A 21,576-nucleotide genomic window follows, 5' to 3' on the forward strand; every position below is an offset into this window, starting at 1 on the left:
CATTATGACAAAAGAAGGTAAAATAGTATAGTGCAATTGGTAAAGAATACGGAGGAAAATATGAAATACACAATAGCAGTACCAGTATATAATGACGAGAGTACGATAAGAACGTGTTTAGACAGCATTGTTAATCAAACGATCGGCACAGACAAACTGGAAGTCATCTGTGTCAATGACGGATCTACGGATGACAGCCCCGTAATTTTGGAAGAATACAGTGCAGCTCATAGCTGCATCAAGGTCTTCCATCAAGAAAACAGCGGATCACCAAGTGGCCCCAGGAACAGGGCAATCGAAGCTGCAACAGGGGATTTTATCTTTTTTATTGACGGTGATGATTACTTTGGCCTGGAAGCTTTTGAGCGGATGGAAGAAAAGATTCTTGCATACAATCCGGATATTGTCGTCGGCAAGTATGAAGGTGTAAATCGCGGAGTCCCGACGGCAATCTTTAACAGAAATCCAGATAACTTCCAGTTTTTTGGTTCTAATGCTCTTTATTCAATTGGAGCGGTAAAACTATTTAGGCTGGACTTGTTGAGAAAGTACAAAATTCGTTTTCCGGAACATTATTCGCTTGGAGAAGATCAAGCATTCATGGTGAAGGCCTACTCCTATTCGTCCTCCATCGCTTTGGTGAAAGATTATCCAGTCTATTACGCAACCAACCATTTAACAGAAGGCCGTGAACAGCTCACCAAGCAAGGGATAAAGGGCAAAAGCTATATGTATGCCATGACGGATACGCTCCAAACAATTCGAGAGCTGGAACTTCCAAAAGAAAAAAAGTTAATGGCGTATTATCAATACATACATCGTATCCTGCATGTGGAATTGCGTGCCATCATTGTACGTTCATTTCTTATGGAGGACAAAGCGTATATCTTTAATACGTTAAAAGCATTGATCAAAGAACATAAGTTCCTTGAATTTTATAATTTCTTCAATGCTAGGCAAAAACTGCTTCTGCGCCTGATCGAACAAGGTGAGCTGGAAGATTTGATCAATTTTTGGTATGCCGAAAGCCACCCCGGGAATATGCAAGTCTTTCATGGACTGGTCTATCCTAAATCAGAGAAAGCGTATGAGTTAGCCAAAGCTGAATCTCTCTCTTTCCATAGAAAGAATGATATGCATGCCGTGGTGACTCGTATCACGAAGGGAGCAGAAGGTATCATCCTGGAAGGATACAACTACCATTCACATGTAGATGCGGAAAAAGAAAAAATGTATTTGAAGCTTGTCAATCGGAAAGGTGAGACAACGACGTCCATCGAGATGGCAAAAGGACCGAAAGATAGTGAGTCACCTGTTCCAATCCAATCTGATATACTAGAGAAGCAGCAGGTGATGACATTCCACGCGATCATTCCGTTTTCCGTATTGCACTGGCTGCAGACTGAGGACAGTATAGTCGATTTGCATGTAGTAAGCAGAATTGAGGATTATACGATAACAGCACGTATCAAAGGAGAAGTGCTTTCCTTCCCCAAAATCAAAGGAACATTGAAGGAAAAAAGGAATAAATTCGTTGTGGCGGAATCCTACAACACGAAACATGGTAATTTGTCCTTTAAAGTAAGCCTCGCGAACAAGCCCAAACCAAAGCAGCTTTCTAGAAAGCTGCGTGTTAAAAATAAATTAAAACGCATTATTCAAGCATGATTCACTATTTTATTTTTCTTTAGAAGATTTTTGTGCTATTTTTGTGTAATAGACTGCTCCGCTGATTGTCATCAACCCAAGAATTGGTGATACAGCCGATGCAGTGAAAATAATGATTTTACCTGAGAGAAGATCAAGGTAGCATCAGCAATTGCTTTTGAATTCAAAATGAAGATTGCTTAGGAGGATACAGAAAATGAAAACACCTGTATTCGTATTTAATTCACTGAATGTAGAACGCGGCGGGCTTACCAAGGCTGTGATGAAACGTGCGAATATGCTGGCAGAGCATTATGAAGAAGTGGTTTTCTTTACACTTGCTTATCAGCAGGATCATAAGAATATCATTGAGAAATTATATAAGTCGGGTCAGCTCAGCAGAAAAGTCAAAGTACGAAATTTTTATACCGATTTACTTGATATACAGTTGATAGACAAGCCGAAGAAGGCGAGTACTGAAGTGGAAGGCTTTCGCTCCATCCAGGATAACAAGAGTACGCAGCTGGCTTTCCGTTATTATGACAACGGATATTATAAGGAATATCGCCGCTTCAATGGGGATGGATCATTGAAGTTCATCGATTACATGGATGAAAGCCGTACACGGCTTAGCCGGGCGGAATTCTTGCGGGATGGACGTCTCGTTCGTACAAGCCATATGGACCATGCAACAAACAAGCCTAAGCTGCATCGTTACTTAATGAAAGATGGCAGCTGCAAACTGACAGCCTGGGTGAATCCTTCTGGAAGTGAAGGACGAGTCATTGTATTCGGTAACACGGATGTAGAGTATGACTCCATTCACAAGGCCTATGCAGCATGGATCGGGCAAGCTATTAAGGATTATAACACACCGGTGCTGCTGTCTGATTCCCGAAAAACAGATGAAACCGTTCTGTTAGTAAAAGCGGTTGTGGAAAAGATTGCCGTTGCGCACAATAACCATTTCGAATCTCCATATGATGAGTCAGCTAACACGAAAAAATCATGGACTCATTTTACAGAAGGAATCAACTCGTTTGATCACGTTGTCTTTTTGACAAATGAACAGGAAAAAGACATTACTTCCCGCTACGATGTGACGACTAAGCTCCACGTCATTCCGCATGCGGCTCCAGATACACCTAGTCCACAGCAGGGATACAATCCGAAAGTAGCTGTGACATTGGCTCGATTTGAACCGCAAAAGCGACTGGATGAGGGGATAGCGGCCTTTAAGCATGTGGTGGAAAGAATACCGGATGCTGAATACCATATTTACGGGATGGGTCCGCTTGAAAATGACCTGAAGAAACAAATCAAACAGCTCGGTCTGGAACAGAATGTGAAGCTTTTAGGTTTCTCCTCTAATCCGGCAGCATCTTATCAATCAGCTGCCTGTACCATCTTGACCTCTGACTTTGAAGGCTTTGGTATGGTACTGACGGAAACACTTGCTGCAGGAACTCCAGCGGTATCGTACGACATTAAGTACGGACCTAAAGATATCATCCGGAATGATGTTGATGGATATTTAGTCAAAAAAGGCGATCAAAAAGCGCTGGCAGAAAAAGTGGTAGCCATCATGAAAGACAGCAGCCTTCGGGACAGACTTTCCGCAAGGGCGACAGAAGTCACCGAGCGATTCAGTGAAGAGAGCTTCAAGAAGGATTGGGTCGAGATGTTCGGACAAACCTATACTGCATTGGAAGACGACAAGCCAAAAGAAAAGAAACGATCTTTCTTTGGATTTGGACGTAAATAAACAAAACAGCCGGTTTATTACCGGCTGTTTTCTATTTGTGTAAATTCTATGTGAATAATTGTAAAGTTTCTGTTTTCGTGGCATAATGGGTAGGTCTATCATACGAAGATTCCTACCAGATGGTTTGATCTTGAAAGGTTGTTACAAGTGTGTCAAATCAAGAAATCGTAGAAATAATGGATATTCCTTTCAATAAATTAACGCAAAAAGAGCTATTGCAGCAGCATCTCTATCCGCGAATCAATTCCGGTGAACGTACGTACATCGTAACGGCCAATCCGGAGATCGTCATGCAGGCAAGGGAAGATGCTACGTACAAACAGAGTGTAAAAAGTGCTGATTATATTATTCCCGACGGAGCTGGCGTCGTTATTGCTTCCAAAATACTTGGTAACCCAATCGAAGAGCGTGTGACGGGGTTCGATCTGATGTTCAAACTGCTGAGCTATGCCGAACAGCATAATCTCAGCTGTTATTTCCTTGGAGCCAAACAAGAAGTGAATGATCGGGCAGTCAACCAGGTGCGCTCCCAGTACCCTGGTATCCGCATTGCAGGAAGCCACCATGGCTACTTCAACAAGGACAAAGACGCAAGTGTGGCAGAAGAAGCGGCTGCTGCAAATCCGGATCTCATTTTTGTCGCAATGGGATTCCCGAGACAAGAGAATTTCATCGCAGCGAATCAGCATCTGTTCGAAAAAGGTGTATTCATGGGCGTCGGAGGTGTATTCGATATATTGGCCGGGGAAATGAAACGTGCACCACGGGCGTGGATAAAACTTAATTTGGAGTGGCTGTATCGTCTCATCAAGCAGCCTTTCCGCTGGAAACGGATCTTGAAAGCATTCGAATTCATGTTCCGTGTATTAATACGTAAATAGAAAACCGACAGGCATTGCGCGCCTGTCGGTCTTTTGCATTCAATCGGTACCAGCAATGACGCTTTCCCGATATGCCTCTTTTTCTTTTTTTGACATCTTCTTGTATTCATTCAGGAATTGATCGTATTTCGGGATGACTTCGTCAATGGTGCCATATTCCCGAACCTTTCCGAATTCCAGCCAAAGGATTTTATTGCAGAACTGTTTCATCTGTCCGAGCGAGTGACTGACGAAAACCATTGTCTTTCCTTTGTCCTTGAATTCGTACATTTTTGCAAGACTTTTCTCGGCAAATGCTTTATCTCCTACGGACAAAGCTTCATCGATGATCAAGATGTCTGGATCGATATTAACGGATATAGAGAAACCAAGCCGTGATTTCATCCCGCTGGAATAGTTCTTGACCGGCTGATCGATGAACTTCTCCAGCTCGGCGAATTCAATGATCTTTGGCTCAAGTTCTTTGATTTCTTTTTTCGTCAGACCGAGCATTAAGCACTTCAGCTCGATGTTTTGTCTGCCGGTAAGATCTCCTTTGAGGCCCGCTGAAACAGCTATCAAAGCAGCTTCTCCATTCAAGGTGACAGAACCAGTCGTCTCCGGTACAATACCTGCAATGATATTGGACAGAGTTGACTTACCAGAACCGTTAATACCGATGAACCCGACAACATCTCCTTTTTCAGCTGCGAAGCTGACATTGCGCAAGGCGTAAAAGTCTTCACCATATTCCTTCGGGAAAATGATGTCTTTGATTCGATCGGAGCTTTTACTGTATAACTTATATTTTTTGCTTATATTTTCAACGATAATTGATTTATCCATAAAAATTCCTTTCTAATTAGAGAAAGTCGATAAAATGCCTCCTGAAACGCATATGCAAAGCAGCACCAATCATGAATAGGATGGCAGTGACTACCCAGAAGTAAATGGTGTACTCCCAAGATGTGATGAAATACCAGCCATGCTGTCCCATCAAAGCTGCGCGGTACCCGTCTACCAAATAGTAAAGCGGGTTAAGCTTCATCACTGTCTGCAAAAAGTCTGGGAGCTTTTGAGATACCCAAAGGATCGGCGTCAAATATATAACCATACGAAGAGTAGCTTGCAAGAGAAGCTGGATATCCCGTATAAGTGTTGTCAAAGTAGTCATCACCAGCACAAAAGCATATGTGAACGCAAAGGTTGCAATCATGAAATATGGCAGCTGCAGTATATAGACACTGACCGGATAGCCGGTAATTTGCAGCAAAATGATAGCCAGAACAACGAGTATCAAATGTGGATAAAACTTCGAGAAGATGGTGATATTCGGAATCACGCTCATCGGGAAATTCATTTTTGATAACAATCGGAGTCTGCTATAGATTGATTTAGAACCTTGCGTTGCGGCTGGCTGGAAAAACATCCAGACAACCAGCCCGGATATAAGCCATGGGAAGAACTGCAAATCGGGTTCACCAGGTGTAGGATTCGGAATCGTGCGCACTTTACCGCCACTGATCAGATAACCGAATACAAGCCAGTAAACGGCCATCTGAATGACAGGGCTGATTACTTCCCACGCCAATCCAAGATAGTTGGCATTATTGTTATTCCTTAGTTCATAAAGCGAAATACGTCGAATGAGATTAAAATGCTTGAATTGTTCCTTTAGAACAGTGATTGCTGATTTCATGTAAAAGTCCTTCCTGCTAGGATGTTCTTTTGTTCAGACCTCTTAAATTATACTAGCAACAACCTTAGAAAACAATTTTAATTTACATTGTCTTTACAATCGAGGGCAAGGCGTCAAAAGGAACTGCCACCCGGTATGGAGGGTGGCAGTCTTGTTTTATTTATGGCGTTGTCGCAGTACCTGCAGAGTCGACTGATGTACTGTCATTTGTGCCAGTTCCTGTCGGATCTTCATATGTTGTACCGGTTGAACTTTCGGATGTACTGTCTGTATCATAGGTTGTGGTTCCGCTGGTGCCATCTCTTGCAGAACCAGTGTCGGTCGCGCCGGATGAACCAGTGCTTTCACTCGTCCCGGTATCAGTACCGCTGTTCGGCGTACCAGTGCTGTAATCGGTTGAACCGGTGCTTCCTGTCGTATTGTCAGTCGTATCAGTACCAGTACCGCTGCTTGTTGTTCCTGCAGAATCAGTTGTCCCTGTACTGTCAGTGGAACCATCTGTTGAACCGGTACTATCGTAAACGCCGCTGCCATCTGTTTCCACGCTGTCGGTGTCCACTTGCTCGGATAAGTCGAGATGTTCACGAAGTTGTTTCTGGACATCTGCCAGGGAAGTTGGATCGACTTGGTAGTACCAGATGCCATCGGATAGTTTGCCGCCGGTACCATCAAGATTCAATGTGTTGATTTTCAGATCATTGCTTGTACCATAAGAGATGAAGCTCTTGATCTGATTGAATGTCAGGCTTGTGCTTAGGTTGTCCCCCACATCCTGGATCAAATCGTCATATTTGAATACAGAGCCGGCAGATGCTGCTTTTGTGATCATTGCTTTGATGATCTCCTGCTGGCGTTTTCCGCGTTCGATGTCATTATCGTAATGACGCGTACGCGCAAGTGCGAGTGCTTCTTCTCCATTAAGTTCCTGCAAACCTTCCTCCAAGTGGATGGCGTCTTTTTGATCTTTCGAGTTCTGTTCATACAGCTCGTATGGCACCTCTACTTCGATACCGCCCAGTGTATCGATGATATCCATGAAGGCGTTGAAGTTGATTTCAGCATAATAATCGACTGGGACATTCAGGAAATTCTCCACGGTTTCCACACTTGCCTGGGCACCGCCATAAGCGTGTGCGTGGGTGATTTTCGTCTTGCGGTCGACTTCCGGTACGTAAACATAGGAGTCGCGCGGGATGCTTAAGAGATCGACGCTGTGATCTTCCTTATTGAAAGTAGCGAGGATCATGGCATCCGATCGGGAGTTTGCTTCGTCCCGCGTATCGCTGTCATCCACTCCCATGAATAGAATCGAAACATTATCCTCAACAGGGTCGACTGCTTCTTCGCGCAATGCCGATTTATCCCGTGTATCTTCGACATGGGCCTTCTCGATCGCATTGGCTGCAGAGGTCCATAGATGAGCAGCATATGCAGCTCCTCCAGCGCCAAGAATGAGAACTGGGATGAGAATTAACATCAAAATTCGTTTTTTATTTACTTTTTTCTTCACGATTCGCCCGGGAGGCTTCGGTTGGTAAGGTGACTTTCTTGACATGATTAAACTCCTTTTTACTGATGTATCTGTATGTTTATTCATTGAATTCGTTGGTAAAGTCTACCTGTTACTAGAACATGCTAATCTTAATTGTACAATGAAAAAGTTGCAACGTAAAATTACTATTATATTACAAGCGAATCCCGCGTGTGGCTGGGATGTTACAGGATGCATGATCATTTTTCTAAACTTTTTCCACACTTTTTCGGGGCGAGACCCGATTATAGCTGTGAAAGGAGGGGAGGAACATGGCAGTCATCGCAACCCATGATAAAACACGCCTCAGCATCGTTTTGTTTGATGGCGTCGATCCGGAGACAGGCAAAGATAAATACAAAACAAAGAGTTTTAACAACATCAGGCTTGATGCGACACCGGATGAGCTGCATGCTTTCGCGGATGCATTGGTACCGCTTCAGCAGCGTGATTTTTACGCAGTGGAAAAGAACGAACATTCCATTCTGCGTCAGGACTAATTCGACAAAAAAGGAGGAATGATGCATGAAGAAGCTGGATCTGCAGTTTTTGAATGAGGCAGGTAAGACGGTGACCATCAGCTTGGAACAGCCAGTCGAACCAATCGACGAGGCCGCAATCGATCAGGCAATGGACACAGTCATTGCGCAGAATGTCATCTCATCGAGCGGCGGAGCGCTTGTCTCTAAAAAAGCTGCCCGCATCGTCGATCGTACCGTGCAGGAAATATTCTGATCCACGAAGGAGTGCATGCTTGCAAAGCTGCACTCCTTTTTTCCATAAGAAAGGAGGCGTTCCTGATGGAACCATGGCTTGCGATCATAAAGGAATTCGGATTTCCGGCAGCTGTCACCTTTAATTTGATGCACCGGATCGAAACCAAACTGAATACGCTGATTGCTTCCATCCATACGCTGCCGGAGAAGCTGAAATGAAAAAAGACCAGCATCCGAGATGCACCCCAAGCTTTCAGGGGGCATCTCTTTCCTTCATTTCAAGGGGGCTGGTCTTTTCATTTTTATCTATCAGGGGGATGCTGATTTGTATCGTAGTCCCCAGTCCTTCCTCGCTGCATAAGATCAATCCGCAGCCATTCCATTTTTGCAGGCGGGCATGGGTATTGATCAGACCGATGCTATCTTTGTGGCCTTCTGATATATTCAGTGATCGCTGTTTAACGGGAGGGATGCCAACGCCATCATCCTTGATATGGATGATCGCATTGCTTCCCTTTTTAAATAGATGGATGAGGATCGTACCCCCTTCTTCCTTTGGCTGCAAACCATGAAGGACTGCATTCTCCACTAAAGGCTGCAGCGTCAGGGGAGGTATGCTGAATTGCAATTCACGGTCTATTTCCCAGTTCACTCGCAGCTTTTCGCCAAATCGTTCCTTCTGGATATACAGATAGGAATGCACTAATTCCATTTCTCTTTGGATAGGGATGATGCTGGATAGATTCTGTCCATTGAAACTTGCTTGCAAATAGTTGCCGAACTCCTGAAGCAAGCGCATCATCCGGTCGTTATCAATCGAACTTAGTGCGGCGATTGTATTCAATGTATTAAAGAGGAAATGCGGATGAATCTGGGCCTGCAGCCAGGCTGCTTCGATACGGAGCCGATCCTCGATCGATACTTTCAGTTCCAGCAGCGATCTGATCCGTGTTTTCATCTCGTGCATATCCACCGGTTTCGTGACATATTCATTGGCACCCGCTTGGAAGCCAGCGTGGATATCTTCAGGCTGAGAGCGTGCGGTTAGCAGTAATACAGGTAATTCGGTGAGGCTGTAACGGCTCCGGATCATTTTCGTTAATTGAAAACCTGAAATCTCCGGCATCATGACATCAATGATCAGCAAATCCCATCTCCCAGCCTCTAATTGCTGAAAGAACTCGGCTGATGATGCGGCGGTACGGATGTGATAGCCATCCGTTTCCAGCGCTTGTCTAAGGATCATCAGATTTACGGGGTCATCGTCTATCACAAGAATCCGATGGCCCGAGACAGCAGCAGGAACAGCAGAATCGTGAAACTGTTCTGAAGCAGCACTCTCGGTGAAGGAGCTATTTTCTACAATGGATTTATCCGTTCGAGCCGCACCGATCGGTAAGCTGAGCGTGAAGACGGAACCTTTTCCAAGTTCTGATTCTGCCGTCAAAGAACCACCATGCATCTCGGCAAGCTGTCTGCTGATACCAAGACCAAGACCGATTCCCTCACTTTCGGAAATGGAATTTTCCCCTTTTTCATAAGGAAGGAAAATTCTGGCCTGTGTCTTTGCATCCATACCAATACCGGTATCTGTCACCTTGACTCGGAGATTGGATTCATCTGCTGACACATCGACGGTAATGTTTCCTTCTGGTGTAAACTTCAACGCGTTATGAAGCATATTTGTCACAATCTGCGTCAGGCGGTGTTCATCCGCATATATGGACGGAAGGTTATCCGGCATTCGCAGATGAATGTTTACACGCTTTTCGTCTGTCATGAAACGCAGCATATCCACTGTCCCGATCAAAATCGGCGCAATGGAAATAGAAGCAGGTTCCAGACGGACTCGATTGGATGTTATCTGGGTAACATCAATCAGATCGTTGATAAGATAGGACATCTTCCGACTGATTGTATGAATCAGTTCCAGCTGATAGCGGCTGCGTTCCTTCAGTTTATTTTCCTGCTGCAATACACTTTGAACCATATTCATCATCCCGTGCAAAGGTGTACGCAGCTCATGGGATGTGTTTGCCAAGAATTGATCTTTCCGCTTCTGTTCCATCTCCAATTGTTCGATATACTGCTTGTTCTCGGCTTCTGTCTGGAAAAAGCGCAGGAACCAAAAGCTGCAGAAGCATACCAATGCCATGGTGATATCGAAAGGATAGAAGCTAGCCTTGATGGCAGCTCGCAAGGTGTCTTCCAAAATTGGGATATTGCCCACAAAAATGGTCCAAGCAACGTGGGAGACAACAGCAGCACCAGCCAAGAACAATGGCAATGCTCTCTCTCCGCTGAGATAAACAGTGCGGAATAAAATCCAGAATATGATGGAGAAGGCTGCCACCAGGGAAATAGCAATTCCAATCACATACCGGACGAATTCTATCGGTGCTGCAAGGATATAAATCAAGTACGAAATAAACAGGAAATATAAAATTTTGAATGGCCATTTGAAAGCTGCTTTCGTAAAGGTAAAGACAACAAAAAGCAGAAAGAAAAAGCTTAAGCCGATGTAACTTAAATACACAATCCTTACATACCATTCATGACGAAGCGGCATGACGTAACCCAGCGTATTGTAATCGGAAGTCACGACAGCCAGGCTTGCCGCCATTGCCGCAATCGAAAAGAATAAGGTACCAATTTTCTTTGGTTTCATCAAATAAAGCACAAACGCATATAAAGCATGAATGAATATGATGGCTCCAACGAAGAATTGAAGCAATCCGGCCTGGTATGTTTCCTTTTGTATCTGCTGGGAGGAGCCGAATCCCACGTTGATCAAGGATCGTGCCCGCTCATTACCGTGAAATTCATCGAAACGGAGTTTTACGTTAATCTGTCCGTTCTGATCTGCCCGTAAATCGGTAATGGAAACTGGGGTAGGCGGCCCCTTTTCAAAGTCGACTGTTTGGTAAACAAGCTGGTCATTGGCATAAACCGTGAAATCGGAATAAAGGGCGCGAATGGAAAGGGCGTAGCGGCTCTGTTGGTCATCCACCTGAATATTCATTTCATAAGTCCCTGCAGCTTCCGGTTTCATATACGTCGGAAGCGGTTGATACACAGGATCATCTGTTTTTTTTGTCAGCTTCCATTCGCCCTCATCCAGGGTAATAGAGTGGCTGTTTGAAAAATCGATTTGGCGTACATCCAGCTGCCCGCCGACTGCCGCAGGCTGTACATCGGGTGTCTGTGTGTGATACCAAACGATTCTTCCTAACGTCAAGGCAGCTGCAAAAGCTAAAATGGTGATCAGTTTCATACTTCGTTTCATAATGTTCCTCCTGCTTTTTAGCCCTGCATATGCTGAACCCTCCACGACTCATACCAGTCGACTACCTCTGACTCCGGAGCAATATCGAATTCTTCTTCCAGCATCACTTTTAAACGTTTAAAGTGACTCACCACTTCACCTGTTTCACCCAAGGCACCATAGACATGCATAAGGCGTATATAACTGTGCGCAATATACGGATAATCCGATTGCATGCGCAAGTAAAGGGAGATAGCATCCTCCAATATGTTGCGCTCCTCTAAAAAGGCTGCGACCTGTGTGGCGGTCTTATACCAAATTTCTTTCAGCTGCCACTGCCCGGATTCGGCCCATGCATACCCTTCTGCGGCAAAATAATCGCCTTTATAATCCCGCAGCAATTCTAGATAGCTTGTCAAAGAATGATCGCGCAATACCGGCATTCGGTTTACACGATCCTGCCATCGGGCAGCATCCACTTCTGCATTTCCCAGATGAAGCTGATAGCACTGATTGTAATTGCTTAATGACAAGGCAGGAAGCGAAGCAGCCAAGGTCTTCCGGATGACATAGATGGTGGAATATAGCTGCGTAAAGGCTTTCTCAGGCGCTTTTTCCTCCCAGAACCTCTCGATCAGGACATCTTTTCGTACAGGCTTGCCTGCATGGTGCAGCAAGTAGCAGAAAATCTCCTTCGCCTTTGATGTTCTCCATTGAACAGGTAGTGCCTCGCCATTCTGGATGAATTGCAATGTCGGCATACAGTTGATTTGTATGGGAGCATCGGAGCCATTTTTCTGCTCATCCATCTTCAAGCGTTGGATCGTCTTCCTTAATCTGTCCTTTTGGATCGGCTTCACAAGATAATCCAGTGCATTCAGCTCGAATGCCTGAACAGCATATTCGTGGAAGCCGGTCACAAATACGATTGGCAATTCAGGATGTGCTTCTTGTATGGCGGCTGCCAGCTCTACTCCATTTACAGTACCGATTTTTATATCGAGAAAAAGCAAGTCAGGCTTCTTGTCCTTGATTCTTTCCGTCAACCCCCGAGATGTTCGATAGGCACCCACAATCTTGAAATCGCCAATGCTATGTAACTGTGTTTCGAGAAACTGCAGCGCTAATGGCTCATCATCCACGAGCATCACTTTCATACGGTAGCCTCCTGCCCAAAGTGTTCTAGCTAGTATTATAGCAACCAACTTTGGAAAGGTAGCCTGTTTTTGGAAAAATTTTTGCCATTCGACAAAACTTGCGGGTCTTTTATCATGATTATTTGGATAAAATGTACAGTTTTTGTTCAGAAGGCTTTGCTAATGTGAGTGAAGTCTGGGGTTTGTGATACCAGTCCAAAAATTGATAAAGGGGAAGGAAGCAGTAATGAGAAAATTTCCTGTAATGATGCTTATTGCGATTTTGCTTATGCAGACTGTGTTATCGGGTTCACTTGGAACTGCACAGGTTTTTGCGGAGGGAACCGATGCAGAAGCTTTTCAGGCGGTAATCGAAGTGACCGATAAGGAAGACAATGCTATCAGTGCAGAAAATCGCGCAGACAGAGACAAACAGCTGAAACTGAAGGTGAATTGGCACAAGAACCAGCACACATCAGATCATACATACAACATCACACTACCAGATCAACTTGCGTACGAGACTGTCGAGTCTGCCAATCTGCTGAATGCAGAAGATATCGAAGTCGGAAAATATGAACTGAAAGATGGAATACTATCTTTCCGATTTACGAATGAAGAAGAAGAACCAGCCAGCGGAATACTGGAGATAACAGCGCAGATCGGAAAGACCCTTCAGGATAGCGAGGAACAAGAGACGAACTTAACGTTTCTCGTTGAAAATGAACAGCAGGTGATTCCACTCTATCTGAATCCTGCAGCTAATAAAGAACAGCTTCCAGAGGAAGGAACAGCAGCACAAGGACAGGAAGAAAAAACTCCTGCTGAACCAACGACGGAAGCGAATCAGCCAACTGAAGAGGAAAAAGAAGCAGAAGAACCTGCAGCTGACAATGCAGAGGAACAAGCGGAATCTGCTGGAGATGAGACGGATAAAGCAGAACAAGCGCAAACAAAAGAAAATGCTGATGAAAAAGAAGCAAACGAAGAACCTGCAGCACAAGAGCGCCTGACAGGTGAGATAGAAGAAAATATCATCTCGAACATCGTTCTGAAAGATAAGGACGGGAACGTTATTGATGCAAATGAGAATCCGGATAATCATCCAGCCTTGGGTGATGAAGTTACGATTGATATGGACTGGGCTTTGGAAAATGGTCATCCATACGGGGAGGGGGCTACTTTCACCTTCTCACTGCCGGACTACTTCAAGATTTACAATGATGTGGACGGACAATTGGAATTCGGAGATGAAAGTGTCGGAACTTATAAACTAAGTATGGATGGCACAGTCGTCATGACTTTCAACGACAACATCGCCAAGCTATCCAATGTAAAAGGGACATTGCATTTCTGGACGGAATTCCATGAAAAGATCGAGGGAAGTATCGAACAGGAAATCATCTTTAACATCAAGGAAGAAGATATAGTTGTCATTCCAGTGAAATTCCAGCCAAAGCCCGGGAATGCAATCGATAAATCCGGCAAAACAGACCGAGGCTATAATGCAAAGGAAATCACTTGGACAGTCGATTTCAACAAACAGCTGAAGACAATCGAGGATGCTGTCGTAAAAGACCCATTGGAAGCAAATCAAAAGCTGCAGCCAGATTCGATCAATGTATATAAGCTGGATGTCCTGCTTGACGGTACTGTGAGACAGGGAGATTTGGTTGATCCATCCGCTTACACCGTTCAAGCGGAACCTTTTGAAATCAATTTTGGTAAGCTGACGGATGCTTATCGTGTGGAATTCAAAACTGACATTACGGATGCTGATGGTACTGCTTATAAAAACACAGCTACATTGACTGGTTCGAATATCGAGGATCTGCCAGCGACTGCTTCAGTCGGCGTCAGCCGAGGGAAACCACTCGCCAAACGAAGTGCTGCTTATGATGCAGCAAAGCAGACAATCACCTGGGAAATCCAATACAACTACAATGAAAAAACAATCCAGCAGCAGGACGCTGTGCTGACGGATTTGTTCGATGACAAGCATATGCTGATTGCAGACTCCATCAAGGTCGAAAAAATCACGATCGGTGAGAATGGACAGCAAACGGGTGCTGAACCTTATATGAATTACCAAGTCGAAGAACAGCCAGCTGCCGATGGAAAGCGCGGATTCCAGCTGCAATTCAAGGAAGATATCCAGAACGCTTATAAAATCACTTATCAAACAAAAGCAGATGGCCGAGTCATGGATGATGGCCGTATCAACAATAGTGTCACAGTAGGAGACAACAAAAGTGATACAGGTCAAGGGGTCAGTCAGCAAGTTCTTTCCAAAGGCTACTCCAATGTAAACTATAAAGATAAAACAGCAAACTGGACCATTGAATTCAACAAAGACTCCCATAAGATGACGAATGTCTTCATCACGGATACCTATCCGAATAAGGGACTCTCGATGAAAGAGGATACGTTTAAGATCGTCGATCGCGCTACTGGCGAGACAGTATCCGAAAACGATTATGAACTTGTCGTGACAGCTGACGGGTTCACGGTCAAGTTCAAGAATGAGATCAAGACACCATATCGCATCACCTATACAACCGATTTTGATTACGACAGCTTAGGCGAGCAAAAACAATTCCGGAACCATGTCCAGCTGGACTGGACGGATGAATCGGGGAAAGATCAGACCAAGGAGGCAGCAGCGGGATTCAATCCGGATGACTATACAGTGAATAATGGTTTCAAGAATGGTTCCTACAATGCTGTAACGAAGGAGATCACCTGGAATATCGGGGTCAACTATGACTTGAAGGACTTGAAAAACGCCACTGTAACCGACTATATCCAAGGTGAGCAGAATCTAGTGGAAGGTTCGTTGAAAGTATACGAGATGAATCTATTAAGTTGGTGGAATGGTGCTGGTAAGGGGAATCTCTTAAAAGAAGGCACAGATTATGTTGTAGAGAAATTACCTAACAATACGGAAGGCGAGCCAGGCTTCAGGGTGAAGCTTACAGACAGCAGCAAGCCATATTGGGTAGAGTACAAAACCAGCCTGGCTGGGAAGTTGATTGTCAATCGTTACGATAACACGGCGACCTTGTCAAGTGATGGTTTGGAACCTATCAATCTTGATGCACAGGTATCCGTCCAAAACGGCGGCAGCTACAACGTAAAAGATGGTGCCCAAATTGGCAATGTGATCAATTGGAAGATCGATATCAACAAAGGCCAGTCACATGTATCAAAAGCGAAAGTGACGGATGAACAGCAGGCAAACCAAATCCTCCTGGAAGACAGCTTCAAGTTATTTGCAACGAATGTTTCTGAAAATGGCAGTCTCTCCAAAGGGGAAGAAGTGCCGAAAGACGCATATACACTTGACATACAAACAGCTGAAGATGGCAGCCAAACATTCGAGTTATCCTTCCTGGAAGATATCGATCGAGCGTATATCCTTGAATATCAATCGTACATCAATGCAGCCAATGGAGAAGCCATCAGCAATAAGGCAGTCTTCTCCGGTGAAAACATCACAACCGAAACAGTCGAATCCGGTAAGACGATCATCGTCCGTAAAAGCGGAGGCAGCGGTACCGGGTCCGGTGAGTATGGCAGCCTGGAAGTGTCCAAAGTGGACGCGGCTACTGATGAGGCATTGGCTGGAGCGACATTCACGTTATATGACAGCGAAGGAAAAATTGCCATCCGCAGTGTGACAACCGGGGAAGATGGCAAGGCAGTATTCAAAAACTTGCTTTATGACGATTATCTGTTGAAAGAAGACAAAGCACCGGAAGGCTATGTAGTTGGCATCCAGGATACCCAGAAGGTAACCGTGGATGGCGAATCGAAAACAATCATTAAAAACAAAGAAATCACACGGGATGTTCTACTGACGAAAGTCGATAGGGAAACAAAAGAAGCACTTCAAGGAGCTGTTTTCACTTTAGAACAACAAGTGGATGGCGAGTGGAAACAAGTCCAGGAAAACCTGACAACGGGTGAAGATGGTACGATTTCCGTTAAAGATCTTGATGCAGGAAACTATCGATTCATCGAGTCGGCAGCGCCAGATCTTTATGACCTTGATACGGATCCCGTCTACTTTGAAATCAAAGCAGATCAAACCTTTGTAACGACTGTTACAAAAGATAACACAGTTAAAAAGGGCAGTGTGAAACTGCATAAGAAAGATGAAGCAGGCAACCCATTGCAAGGTGCGATTTTCACTTTGAAAGATGAGTCCGGCACCATCATAAAAGACGGGCTGACAAGCGATGAGAACGGAATTGTGGAAGTCAAAGATTTGCGTCCAGGCAAATATGAAATCGTGGAAACAATGGCACCGGAATTTTACCAGCTGGATGCCACAGTGCATGAGTTTGAAATCAATCCGTTAAAAGAGGCTGAGATCGACCTTGGTACGATCCAAAACAAACTCATCACCGGCGGTATGCAACTGACAAAAGTTGATGCAGATCAGACTGAGACGCTGCTCGCAGGAGCAGTTTTCGAACTGCAAACTGCGGATGGGAAGACGCTGAAAGAAGGTCTGACAACGAATGAAGCAGGTGTACTGGTTGTCGATCAGCTGGCACCTGGTGACTATCAGCTGATAGAAACCAAAGCGCCGAATGATTATCAATTGGATCCGACACCAATCACTTTCACGATTGAAAAAAGCAAGGAAGCAACAATTCAAGTGGAACGTGAAATGAACAACAAACTGATACCAGGAGAAGTCGTCCTGACAAAAGTGGATGACAAAGATGGTTCCATCCTAGCCGATGCAACGTTTTCGCTTTATAAGGAAAATGGGGAGCTGGTTCAAGAAGGATTGAAAACAGACGCAGCAGGTCAGGTTACTGTTTCCGATTTGCAGCCAGGCAGTTATTATTTCCAGGAAACCAAAGCACCGGCGAATTACAAGCTGAACGAAGCAAAGATTCCGTTCACGATCGATCGCAGTCAAGTCGTAGCTGTCCAAGTCAAGGCAGACAATACACTGATTCCTGGAGCCGTATCCTTGATCAAGACGGACGAAGATGATCAGAATCTCCGCTTGCCAGGAGCAGAATTCAAGCTTCAGGATGCAGATGGAGAAATAGTCAAGGAAAACCTTGTCACCGATGAAGCAGGACGAATCATCGTCGAAGACTTAACACCAGGAACGTATTACTTTGTGGAGACGAAAGCGCCTGTGCATTATGAGCTGGATGACACACCAATCGAAGTGACAGTCGAAAAAGGACAGCAAGCAGCAGCGGTTGTGAACGCGACTAATAAGCTGATCCCAGGCAGTGTTGTACTGGAGAAAATGGATAGTGCAGATCACAGTGTCACTTTGGAAGGCGCAGCATTTAAGCTCGTGAACAATAAAGGCGATGTTGTGGAAGAAAAACTTGTAACGGATAAAGATGGACGTATCACGGTGAATAATCTGAAGCCGGGCGATTACCAGTTCATCGAAATCGAAGCACCAAAAGATTATGAGCTTGATGCAGAGCCAATCGATTTCACCGTTGAGAAGAGTCAGGAAGAGGCGCTTGTGATTCAGCAGACGAACACGCTGAAGCCAGGTGAAGTCGAGTTAGTGAAAGTGAATAAAAACGATTCTGCAGAAGTATTGGCTGGTGCGGAGTACGTATTGAAAGATGCATCGGGTAATACAGTGAAAGAAAATCTGGTTACCGATCAAGATGGCAAAATCCGTGTAACCGGCTTGGCACCAGGAAAGTATCAATTCGTCGAAGTTAAAGCACCAAAGGATTTTGTATTGGATAAGACGCCGATCACATTCGAAGTCGAGCGCAGCCAAGAAAAAGCGGTGACAGTGACAGCAGTCAACGAAATGATCAAAGGCGCGGTTGAACTTACCAAGGTCGGCGAAGATAACTTGGAAAAAGGTCTGGAAGGAGCGGAATACGAGCTCCGGACAAAAGCTGGAGAAACTGTCCAAACAGGCAAAACAGATGAAACAGGAAAGCTTCGATTCAAAGACTTGCTTCCTGGAGATTATGAGATTGTCGAAACAAAAGCACCATTCGGCTATGACTTGGATGCTGCACCGATTCCTGTGACAATCGAGCGCAGCCAAGAAAAGGTACTCACTGTCCAGCAAGTGGACCAATTGACACCAGGTTCTGTTTTATTGAAGAAAGTCGACAGCAAAGAGAATGCGATCGGTCTTGCCGGAGCAGTATTCGAATTGCAGGATGAGACAGGAAAGACATTGCAGGAAGGTTTGACAACAAATGAGGCTGGCGAGCTGTCCATCGTGGATTTGAAGCCAGGTGATTATCAGCTTGTCGAGACACAAGCACCAGCCGATTATACACTGAATGACACACCAATCATCTTTACCATTGAAAAAGGTCAGCAAGTGATTCCGACAGTGGAAGTGGAAAATACACTTACACCAGGCGTTGTCTCTTTGATCAAAGTGGATAAAGATAATGAGAACGTGCCGCTTCAAGGAGCAGAATATAAGCTTGTCGATGAAACAGGCGCAATCGTGCAGGAAAACTTGGTCACCGATCAGGATGGACGCATCATTGTTTCCGATCTTGCACCGGGCAACTATCAGTTCATTGAAACAAAAGCACCGGAAAATTACGTACTGGATGCGACACCGATCGATGTCGAGGTGAAGCGGAGCCAGCAGGAAGCAGCTGTTGTTTATGCAGAAAATGAACTGATTCCAGGAAGCGTCGTCTTGGAGAAGAAAGATAGCGTCGATGACTCTATCACACTGGCAGGTGCAGAATTCAAACTAGTGGATAGTAAAGGCAATGCCATCGAAGCGAAACTGACGACAGATGAGAACGGCAGAATCGTAGTGGAGAACCTCAAACCAGGTGCTTACCAGTTCATCGAGACAAAAGCACCGGCAGATTATGTACTGGATGAAAAGCCGATAGATTTCGAGATTGCAAAGAGCCAAGAGCAACCGCTTCTTCTCACAGCAAAAAACACGCTCATCCCAGGTGGAGTGGAATTGATCAAAGTCAATACACATGACAATACCGAAAAACTCGCAGGGGCCGTATTCGAATTGCAAGATCAAGATGGCAATGTCATCAAAGAAAATCTGACAACAGATGAATCCGGAAAAATCAGCGTGGATGATCTGGCTCCAGGAAGCTATCAATTCGTCGAGACACAAGCGCCAGCTGACTTCTTGAGAGATGAAACACCGCTAACCTTCGTCATTGAAAGAAGTCAGACAGGAAAAGTGGTGCTGACAGCGGAAAATGACCTTAAAAAAGGATCTCTCGAGATTGTCAAAGTCGGCAGTGAGGATGAAAAAGTAGGGCTGGAGGGGGCTTCATTCGATCTATTGACAGCAGCTGGGGAAAAAATAGCTTCCGGCAAGACGGATAAGGAAGGAAAGCTGCAATTCAAAGATCTAGTTCCAGGTGACTATATCATCAAGGAAACAGAAGCACCTTTCGGTTATGACCTGCATACGACGCCTAAACAGGTGACGATTGAACGCAGTCAACAAGAAGCAGCTGTCATCCAGTTGACCAATGAACTCTCAACCGGAGCGGTCAATCTGGAGAAAGTCGACAGCAAGGACAACAATGTCAGATTGGCAGGAGCTGTATTCCGTTTGGTCGATAGCAAAGGGGAGACATTGCAGGAGGGTCTGACAACGAATGGTGATGGCCAGCTGACAATCACGGATTTGAAGCCGGGCGACTATCAGCTCGTGGAGACAAGTGCTCCGGAGAATTACGTTCTGGATGAAACACCGATTAACTTTACTATTGAAAAAGGACAGCAAACGCCACTTGCCGTGACAGCCGAGAATACGCTTCAGCCAGGCGTTGTGTCGCTTATTAAAGTTGACAAGGATAATCGGGAAATTCATCTGGAAAATGCGGAATTCCGCTTGCTTGATGACAAAGGTAATATCGTGAAAGAACAGCTGTACACAGACGGCGAAGGCCGCATCATTGTCAAAGATCTGGCACCAGGTTCTTATACCTTCGTCGAAACGAAGGCGCCGATCGGATATGAGCTGGATGATACACCAATCGAAGTAACAGTAGAAAAAGGTCAAAAGGAAGCAGCCGTCGTAACAGCTGTGAACAAGTTGACACCAGGAACAGCTGTACTGGAAAAAGTCGATGCAGACGATGACGCGTTGAAATTGGAAGGCGCCGTGTTCAAGCTCGTAAATGACAAAGGCGATATCATCAAAGAGGAGCTTATTACTGATGAAAACGGGCGCATCTCGGTTGACGGTTTGAAACCAGGAAACTATCAGTTCATCGAAACAAAAGCACCAGTCGGATATGAGCTGAATGATACACCTATTACTGTAACAATAGAAAAAGATCAGCAAGAAGCCGCTGTTGTGACGGCTGTAAACGAATTGACACCAGGAACAGTCATTTTGGAAAAAGTTGATGCGGGCGATACTTCCAAAGTACTCGAAGGGGCGGTATTCGATGTGGTCGATGAGACAGGGAATACTGTAAAAGAAGGCCTTATCACGGATGAAAACGGTCAAATCACAATCGATGACCTGCAGCCGGGAGACTATCAATTCGTCGAGACAAAAGCACCAGCCGGTTATCAGCTGAATCAAACGCCGATTCCATTCACGATTGAAGCAGCCCAAACAGAATCAGTGACAGTAACGGTGACAAACGAACTGCAGCCAGTTCCTGAGGATCCAGAAGAACCTCCTGTGCCACAAGAGCCAGGCAATGATGAAACACCAACAGACCCACCTAGCACAGAACCAGTTGATCAAGTAACAGACAAACCTGAACCAGGGAACTCTGTAACTCCAGCAGCAGGCAGCGGAATCGATTCTAAACCAAGGGCGAATGACCAGCCGGGACTGCCAGCGAGTTTGCCGCAGACTGGGGAGCAGCTGCTATCACTGATGCTTATGGCAGGTATCCTTTCAGTCGGCATCGGAGGAGTATACATTTGGAATGCTCTCCGTACGCAGGCAGTAAGGAAGAGGAATTAAG

Annotated in this window: 12 protein-coding genes; 7 read left to right on the forward strand and 5 right to left on the reverse strand. The window is 45.1% G+C overall.

Annotation, left to right across the window (positions count from 1 at the left end; genetic code table 11):
• The first annotated feature begins 60 nt into the window (after nucleotides 1-60).
• The 3 genes from AB1K91_RS13315 (at nucleotide 61) to AB1K91_RS13325 (ending at nucleotide 4,293) form a co-directional block, all read left to right on the forward strand.
• On the forward strand, nucleotides 61-1,668 hold the full coding sequence (locus AB1K91_RS13315; protein ID WP_413090416.1) for a glycosyltransferase family 2 protein: 1,608 nt from the start codon (nucleotides 61-63) through the stop codon (nucleotides 1,666-1,668).
• Between the two features lie 196 nt (nucleotides 1,669-1,864).
• Nucleotides 1,865-3,412: a glycosyltransferase gene (locus AB1K91_RS13320; protein WP_413090418.1), complete on the forward strand. Its 1,548-nt coding sequence runs from the start codon at nucleotides 1,865-1,867 to the stop codon at nucleotides 3,410-3,412.
• Between the two features lie 149 nt (nucleotides 3,413-3,561).
• A complete protein-coding gene (locus tag AB1K91_RS13325; protein ID WP_413090420.1) occupies nucleotides 3,562-4,293 on the forward strand; it encodes a WecB/TagA/CpsF family glycosyltransferase in 732 nt (243 codons plus the stop codon).
• A gap of 39 nt (nucleotides 4,294-4,332) precedes the next feature.
• Here the strand turns inward: AB1K91_RS13325 and tagH are convergent, their stop codons facing one another.
• From tagH to AB1K91_RS13340, 3 genes are all read right to left on the reverse strand, one after another.
• Nucleotides 4,333-5,118, reverse strand: coding sequence for a teichoic acids export ABC transporter ATP-binding subunit TagH (tagH, locus tag AB1K91_RS13330; protein ID WP_413090422.1), 786 nt, complete (start codon nucleotides 5,116-5,118; stop codon nucleotides 4,333-4,335).
• A gap of 16 nt (nucleotides 5,119-5,134) precedes the next feature.
• Nucleotides 5,135-5,971, reverse strand: a complete 837-nt coding sequence (locus tag AB1K91_RS13335) for an ABC transporter permease (RefSeq protein ID WP_413090424.1) — start codon at nucleotides 5,969-5,971, stop codon at nucleotides 5,135-5,137.
• A 160-nt stretch (nucleotides 5,972-6,131) separates the two neighbouring features.
• Nucleotides 6,132-7,526: an LCP family protein gene (locus AB1K91_RS13340; RefSeq protein WP_413090426.1), complete on the reverse strand. Its 1,395-nt coding sequence runs from the start codon at nucleotides 7,524-7,526 to the stop codon at nucleotides 6,132-6,134.
• Nucleotides 7,527-7,774: 248 nt separating this feature from the next.
• Here AB1K91_RS13340 and AB1K91_RS13345 point away from each other — a divergent pair, with 248 nt between their 5' ends.
• The 3 genes from AB1K91_RS13345 (at nucleotide 7,775) to AB1K91_RS13355 (ending at nucleotide 8,437) form a co-directional block, all read left to right on the forward strand.
• A complete protein-coding gene (locus tag AB1K91_RS13345) occupies nucleotides 7,775-8,002 on the forward strand; it encodes a DUF1659 domain-containing protein (protein WP_413090427.1) in 228 nt (75 codons plus the stop codon).
• A 25-nt stretch (nucleotides 8,003-8,027) separates the two neighbouring features.
• Nucleotides 8,028-8,237: a DUF2922 domain-containing protein gene (locus AB1K91_RS13350; protein WP_093725245.1), complete on the forward strand. Its 210-nt coding sequence runs from the start codon at nucleotides 8,028-8,030 to the stop codon at nucleotides 8,235-8,237.
• Nucleotides 8,238-8,302: 65 nt separating this feature from the next.
• Nucleotides 8,303-8,437 carry a YvrJ family protein gene (locus tag AB1K91_RS13355; protein WP_413090429.1) on the forward strand — a complete coding sequence of 45 codons (135 nt, stop codon included), beginning with the start codon at nucleotides 8,303-8,305 and terminating at the stop codon, nucleotides 8,435-8,437.
• A gap of 34 nt (nucleotides 8,438-8,471) precedes the next feature.
• Here AB1K91_RS13355 and AB1K91_RS13360 read toward each other — a convergent pair whose 3' ends face one another.
• The gene (locus tag AB1K91_RS13360; RefSeq protein ID WP_413090431.1) at nucleotides 8,472-11,504 is read right to left on the reverse strand and encodes a hybrid sensor histidine kinase/response regulator; all 3,033 of its coding nucleotides are present in this window, start codon (nucleotides 11,502-11,504) and stop codon (nucleotides 8,472-8,474) included.
• 17 nt (nucleotides 11,505-11,521) lie between these two features.
• Nucleotides 11,522-12,640, reverse strand: coding sequence for a response regulator (locus tag AB1K91_RS13365; RefSeq protein WP_413090433.1), 1,119 nt, complete (start codon nucleotides 12,638-12,640; stop codon nucleotides 11,522-11,524).
• A gap of 226 nt (nucleotides 12,641-12,866) precedes the next feature.
• Between AB1K91_RS13365 and AB1K91_RS13370 the strand changes: the two genes are divergently transcribed.
• The gene (locus AB1K91_RS13370; RefSeq protein WP_413090435.1) at nucleotides 12,867-21,575 is read left to right on the forward strand and encodes a SpaA isopeptide-forming pilin-related protein; all 8,709 of its coding nucleotides are present in this window, start codon (nucleotides 12,867-12,869) and stop codon (nucleotides 21,573-21,575) included.
• Nucleotide 21,576: the final 1 nt, after the last annotated feature.

It is taken from the genome of Terribacillus jepli (genome assembly GCF_047228925.1).
Lineage (GTDB): Bacteria > Bacillota > Bacilli > Bacillales > Amphibacillaceae > Terribacillus.

Excerpts from the sequence above, each read along its gene's own strand:
- AB1K91_RS13320 (WP_413090418.1), top strand. The coding sequence starts at position 1,865 with ATGAAAACACCTGTATTCGTATTTAATTCACTGAATGTAGAACGCGGC.
- AB1K91_RS13365 (WP_413090433.1), bottom strand. The coding sequence starts at position 12,640 with ATGAAAGTGATGCTCGTGGATGATGAGCCATTAGCGCTGCAGTTTCTC.
- AB1K91_RS13335 (WP_413090424.1), bottom strand. The coding sequence starts at position 5,971 with ATGAAATCAGCAATCACTGTTCTAAAGGAACAATTCAAGCATTTTAAT.
- tagH (WP_413090422.1), bottom strand. The coding sequence starts at position 5,118 with ATGGATAAATCAATTATCGTTGAAAATATAAGCAAAAAATATAAGTTA.
- AB1K91_RS13350 (WP_093725245.1), top strand. The coding sequence starts at position 8,028 with ATGAAGAAGCTGGATCTGCAGTTTTTGAATGAGGCAGGTAAGACGGTG.
- AB1K91_RS13315 (WP_413090416.1), top strand. The coding sequence starts at position 61 with ATGAAATACACAATAGCAGTACCAGTATATAATGACGAGAGTACGATA.
- AB1K91_RS13345 (WP_413090427.1), top strand. The coding sequence starts at position 7,775 with ATGGCAGTCATCGCAACCCATGATAAAACACGCCTCAGCATCGTTTTG.
- AB1K91_RS13370 (WP_413090435.1), top strand. The coding sequence starts at position 12,867 with ATGAGAAAATTTCCTGTAATGATGCTTATTGCGATTTTGCTTATGCAG.
- AB1K91_RS13340 (WP_413090426.1), bottom strand. The coding sequence starts at position 7,526 with ATGTCAAGAAAGTCACCTTACCAACCGAAGCCTCCCGGGCGAATCGTG.
- AB1K91_RS13355 (WP_413090429.1), top strand. The coding sequence starts at position 8,303 with ATGGAACCATGGCTTGCGATCATAAAGGAATTCGGATTTCCGGCAGCT.
- AB1K91_RS13360 (WP_413090431.1), bottom strand. The coding sequence starts at position 11,504 with ATGAAACGAAGTATGAAACTGATCACCATTTTAGCTTTTGCAGCTGCC.